Consider the following 4,062-nt stretch of genomic DNA (forward strand, 5'->3'; position numbering starts at 1 on the left):
AGGCACTGCGTGGCGATCTCGAGGCTGGCGACGCCTTCGTCGCCGGTGACCGCCGGCGTTTCGCCGTTGCGCACGGCCTTGAGGAACGCGATCAGCTCGGCACGAAGCGGCTCGTCATGACCGACCGGCAGATGCCGCATCGAGTAGCTGCCGTCCGGTTTGAAGCCGAAGCACTCGGTGACCTGGCGCGTGAGCAGGTCGCCCATCACGTATTTGCCGCGGGTCGCGACCGTGACGCTGCGCGCCTTGAACGGCGTCAGCCAGTTGGTGTTGATGTGCGCGAGCACGCCGCTCTCGGTGCGGAACTGCAACAGCGCGATGTCCTCGCGCTCGGCAACCGCGCTCGACAGCTGCGGCTGCACCTCGACGATGTCGGATTCGGTGAACCAGCGGATCAGATCGATGTCGTGCACGGCGAGGTCGATGACGACGCCGACATTGGACATGCGCGGTGGGAACGGGCCGACGCGCGTGATTGCGATGGAGAGAATGTCCTCGCCCGCGATCGCCTGCTTGACGGCGGCGACCGCCGGATTGAAGCGCTCGACATGGCCGACCATCAGCGTCACGCCGGCCTTTTGCGCGGCGGCAACGATCTCGCGGCCCTCTTCGACCGTGGACGCAATCGGCTTCTCGACCAGAACATGAATGTTCTTGGCGATGCAGGCGAGCGCGACCTCGTGGTGCAGATGGGTCGGAGCTGCGATGGTGACGGCATCGACGCCTTCGGCGAAGAGCTGGTCGAGCGTCTCGAAGCTCGCGCAATTGGCAAGTTCGGTCGCGCGCGTGCGATGCGCAGGCGAAGGATCGACGACGCCGACGAGGCTGACGCCGGGAAGACCGCTAAGCACCCGCGCATGGTTGCTGCCCATCACGCCGGCGCCAATGACGCCGACGCGCAAGCCGGCCTTTGCCGGTGCAGACCCTTTGGAACTCATTTGAGCAAACCCCGATTCAACGCAAATCCCCGGCGCGCTTCTAGCACGGACGCCACATTTGTGGCGAATGCCGCCCTGGCGGCCCGGACACGATTTGATTCAAAAAGTTACACGTTCCCCGGGCCTTAAGCCGAAAAATACCGCCTCTTCGGCCCGGGTCGCGTGATTCGGAGTTTGCTGGTTACGACCTTTGATAGTCGTCTTCAATCCGGATGATGTCGTCTTCCCCGAGATAGCTTCCGGTCTGGACCTCGATCAGTTCCAGCATGATTTTACCGGGGTTCTCCATGCGGTGGACGGCGCCCATCGGAATGTAGATCGACTCGTTCTCGTGCACGGTCTTCACGGTCTCGTTGACGGTGACACGGGCTGCGCCGCGAACCACGATCCAGTGCTCGGCACGATGATGGTGCTTCTGCAGCGACAGCCGCCCGCCCGGCTTCACCACGATGCGCTTGACCTGGTGGCGCTCGCCATTGTCGACGGACTGATAGCTGCCCCAGGGCCGGTGCACCTTGAGGTGCTCCTCGGTGACCTTGGGCGCGACCGCCTTCAACTTCGTCACGAGACGCTTCAGGCCGTTGGCGTCCTTCTGGCGCGAGACCAGAACCGCATCCGCGGTTGCGACCACGACGAGATCGTCGACGCCTTCGAGCGCGACCAGCGCCTGGTCGGTGGTGACGTTGCAGTTGCGGGAATCCTCGAACACGGCGGCGCCGTGCGCCGCATTGCCTTGCGCGTCCTTGTCCGAGAGCTCCCACACCGCGTGCCAGGAGCCGACGTCCGACCAGCCGCACGACACCGGCACGACCGCCGCGCGCGAAGTTTTCTCCATCACCGCATAGTCGATCGAGATCGCCTTCGCCGAACCGAACGCCTCGGGCTCCAGCGTGACGAAGCCGAGATCGCGGCCGGCATTGTTGACCGCATTGGTGACCGCCTCGACGCTTGCCGCATCGACCTTGCGATATTCGTCGAGCAGCACACTCGCCGGGAACATGAAGTTGCCGCTGTTCCAGAGATAGCCCGAATTGACGTAGTCGGAGGCCTTCACCGCGTCCGGCTTCTCGACGAAGCGCGCGACCGCATGCACCTCGCCGGAGATCACCTCGCCCGGATTGATGTAGCCATATTCGGTCGCCGGCCGCTCCGGCTTGACGCCGAAGGTGACGATGCGCCCGGTGCTCGCGGCCGCAAGACCTTCGCGGCAGGCGGCGACGAAAGCGGCAGTGTCCTGCACCACGTGATCGGCGGCGAGCGCGAGCACGACGGCTTCACTGGCGCGGTTCTGCGCGAACACCGCGCCCGCGGCGATCGCAGGTCCTGAATCACGCCGCATCGGCTCGAGGATCACGTCGGCCTCGATGCCGATCTCGGCGAGTTGCTCCAGCACCATGAAACGATAGGACGCGTTGGTGATGACGATCGGCCGGTCGAACAGCTGGGGATCCGAGACGCGCAGCAGCGTGTCCTGGAAGGTCGAGCGCGTGCCGAACAGCGGCAGGAACTGCTTGGGCCGCACCTCGCGCGAAGCCGGCCACAGCCGCGTGCCGGCACCGCCGCACATGATCAGGGGGATTATGCGTTTGTCCATCGTCATCTCAAACCTTGAAGTAGTCCCGATACCAGGTGACAAAATTGTGGACCCCATGCTCGATCGGCGTTGACGGTGCAAAGCCGGTGTCGCGCATCAAATCCTCGACATCCGCGAACGTTTCCAGCACATCTCCCGGCTGCATCGGCAGCAATTCTTTGATCGCCGTCCGGCCCAGCTCCCGCTCCAGAAGACCGACGACGTGCATCAGTTCCTCCGGATGGTGATTGCCGACATTGTAGAGCTTAAACGGCGCATTTGCGGCAGAAGGATCGTCCGCGGGCACAAGATCGATCAGCTTGGATACGACACGCGTCACATCATCAATATAGGTGAAGTCGCGGCGCATCTGCCCATGGTTGAAGAGCCGGATCGGCTTGCCCGCCATGATGGCGTTTACGAACAGAAACATGGCCATGTCGGGCCGTCCCCATGGCCCGTAGATGGTAAAGAAGCGCAAGCCCGTGACCGGCAGGCGATAGAGATGGCTGTAGGACTGCGCCATCACCTCGTTCGCCTTCTTGGTCGCGGCGTAGAAGCTGACGGGATGATCGGTGCGGTCCGCAACCGCAAATGGCATTTTTGTGTTGGCGCCGTAAACGGAGGATGACGAGGCGTAGACGAGATGGCGACAGCCGTTATTGCGGCAGCCCTCGAGCACGTTGAGAAAGCCGACGAGGTTGGAATCGGCGTAAGCGTGCGGCTGCTCGATCGAGTAGCGCACGCCGGCCTGCGCCGCGAGATGCACCACCTCCGTGAAACGATGCTGCGCAAACAGCCTCGCGATCGTCTCGCGATCGACAAGATCGGCCTCGACGAAGGAGAAACCGGAGCCGTTCTGCAACAGCGCCAGGCGCGCCCGCTTCAGTGCCGGATCGTAATAGGGGTTGAGATTGTCGAGCCCGACGACGGTGCGGCCTTCGCCCAGGAGCTGCCGGGCGACGTGAAAACCAATGAAACCAGCCGCGCCGGTAACCAAAATCGCCTGATCTGTCATCCTGTTCCCTGGGGATCCAAGCCGGCCCTGTTTAGCCGCCACTTCGATCGGCTCGCAATAGGCACGCCGCGCGTCATGAGGACTCCTCTCAGCGTCCTTAACGAGGGTCAGCATCCTTAACGATGGCTATTGCAAGATCGGCGCCAAAACCATACCAAAGCGGCCGAATTCGGCGCTCGCGTCGGGTTGCCTCAAATCTTCGCAAACCCTGTTCATGCGGACGAGATGCGCCGAATCCTGCTTTCGACGGCCAAAATCCTGATTTCCGCTGCGCTGCTCTATCTGGCGCTGCGCAAGGTCGATCTATCCGAACTGTTTTCGCGCTTCACCGTGACCAGCCTGTTCTGGATCGGCGTGGCGATCGCGATCACGTTCCTGCAGATCTTCGTCGGCGTGCTGCGCTGGCGCGAGATCAGCGCCGTCTGCGGCGCACCGCTCGAGCTCGGCCGCGCCATGCGCTACAACGTGATCGGCTCTTTCTTCAACCAGACCCTGCCGTCGGCGATCGGCGGCGATGCGGTCCGGCTGTGGCT

4 protein-coding genes are annotated in these 4,062 nt (G+C 63.2%); 1 reads left to right on the top strand and 3 read right to left on the bottom strand.

The annotated features are described in order from the left end of the window. The 3 genes from MOV74_RS32840 to MOV74_RS32850 all read right to left on the bottom strand — a co-directional run. Positions 1 to 938: Gfo/Idh/MocA family protein (locus tag MOV74_RS32840; RefSeq protein WP_246931145.1), on the bottom strand; the 938-nt coding region annotated here is incomplete at its 3' end. A 181-nt stretch (positions 939 to 1,119) separates the two neighbouring features. Next, complete coding sequence (locus tag MOV74_RS32845) at positions 1,120 to 2,532, bottom strand: mannose-1-phosphate guanylyltransferase/mannose-6-phosphate isomerase (RefSeq protein ID WP_246931147.1); 1,413 nt, start codon at positions 2,530 to 2,532, stop codon at positions 1,120 to 1,122. 7 nt (positions 2,533 to 2,539) lie between these two features. After that, positions 2,540 to 3,529 (bottom strand): NAD-dependent epimerase, encoded by a 990-nt coding sequence (locus tag MOV74_RS32850; RefSeq protein WP_246931148.1) that lies wholly within the window; start codon positions 3,527 to 3,529, stop codon positions 2,540 to 2,542. A gap of 225 nt (positions 3,530 to 3,754) precedes the next feature. Between MOV74_RS32850 and MOV74_RS32855 the strand changes: the two genes are divergently transcribed. Continuing rightward, a partial coding sequence (locus tag MOV74_RS32855) for a lysylphosphatidylglycerol synthase transmembrane domain-containing protein (RefSeq protein WP_246931149.1) occupies positions 3,755 to 4,062 on the top strand: 308 nt, incomplete at its 3' end.

Source organism: Bradyrhizobium sp. SHOUNA76 (genome assembly GCF_023006445.1).
In the GTDB taxonomy this organism is placed as follows: domain Bacteria; phylum Pseudomonadota; class Alphaproteobacteria; order Rhizobiales; family Xanthobacteraceae; genus Bradyrhizobium.

What these genes read in the sequence shown, in the direction of transcription:
- MOV74_RS32845 (WP_246931147.1), bottom strand. Translation starts at nt 2,532, where the DNA reads ATGGACAAACGCATAATCCCCCTGATCATGTGCGGCGGTGCCGGCACG.
- MOV74_RS32850 (WP_246931148.1), bottom strand. Translation starts at nt 3,529, where the DNA reads ATGACAGATCAGGCGATTTTGGTTACCGGCGCGGCTGGTTTCATTGGT.